We start from the raw sequence: 1,086 nt of genomic DNA, 5'->3' as shown, positions 1-1,086 counted from the left end.
GGTTGCACCAGAAGTAGATAGCTTAACCTTCGGGAGGGCGTTTACCACGGTGTGATTCATGACTGGGGTGAAGTCGTAACAAGGTAACCCTAGGGGAACCTGGGGTTGGATCACCTCCTTACCTTAATGATGACGAAGTTGTTGAGTGTTCACACAGATTGACTTGATTCAAAGTAGTTAGAGCAAAGACCTGATGCGCCAGTGATGTCGCGTCAGTGCTTGTTTGGTGAAAGCCAAACGAGAGAAGCCCGTTCGTTGGGTTGGGATGTGAATAATGACGCAAGTCGTTACCCGACTCAGAGTTAGCAATAACAACGAACAGCGCTAAAGGCCGCTAGCCTCGCAGGCTCGGCGTCGCCTTTACGAAAATCATTGCGAAGTGACCTTCGCAAAACATGATTTTCGTCCCCTTCGTCTAGAGGCCTAGGACACCGCCCTTTCACGGCGGTAACAGGGGTTCGAATCCCCTAGGGGACGCCACTTCTCTTCTTGCTAACAAGAATGCAGAGTTAAGAAACTGATTCTTAACTCTGTTTTCTTCGGTCGATGACCGTTGCAAACATGCTCTTTAACAATCTGGAAAGCTGATTTAAAAAGTAGTTCTCAAACATTTGTTACAAGTGCTTTGGAAACTTCTTGGCGAAAACCAAAATTTATTTTTGGTCCTTGTTGTACAGCAACAAGCCGTGCCGTTTCGACGACACTTCTTGGGGTTGTATGGTTAAGTGACTAAGCGTACATGGTGGATGCCTTGGCAGTCAGAGGCGATGAAGGACGTACTAACCTGCGATAAGCTGTGAGAAGTCGGTAAGAGACGCTATTACTCACAGATTTCCGAATGGGGAAACCCACCCAGCACAAGCTGGGTATCGTTAAGTGAATACATAGCTTAACGAGGCGAACCGGGAGAACTGAAACATCTAAGTACCCCGAGGAAAAGAAATCAACCGAGATTCCCTTAGTAGCGGCGAGCGAACGGGGATTAGCCCTTAAGCAGCTTGGAAGTTAGTGGAATGGTCCTGGAAAGGCCAGCGATACAGGGTGATAGCCCCGTACACGAAAACAACCTTGATGTGAAATCGAGTA

General features: G+C 47.8%; 1 tRNA gene and 2 rRNA genes. All 3 read left to right on the top strand.

What is annotated here, in order from left to right:
• A 16S ribosomal RNA gene (locus MM194_RS21735) occupies positions 1-121 on the top strand; the annotation flags it as partial.
• 283 nt (positions 122-404) lie between these two features.
• A tRNA-Glu gene (locus tag MM194_RS21730) sits at positions 405-480 on the top strand.
• Positions 481-719: 239 nt separating this feature from the next.
• Positions 720-1,086, top strand: a 23S ribosomal RNA gene (locus MM194_RS21725); the annotation flags it as partial.

It is taken from the genome of Aeromonas sp. MR16 (genome assembly GCF_022549315.1).
Classification (GTDB): domain Bacteria; phylum Pseudomonadota; class Gammaproteobacteria; order Enterobacterales; family Aeromonadaceae; genus Aeromonas; species Aeromonas aquatica.
Note: the sequence above shows the minus strand (reverse complement) of the source record. Positions and strands in the feature narration are given on the sequence as shown.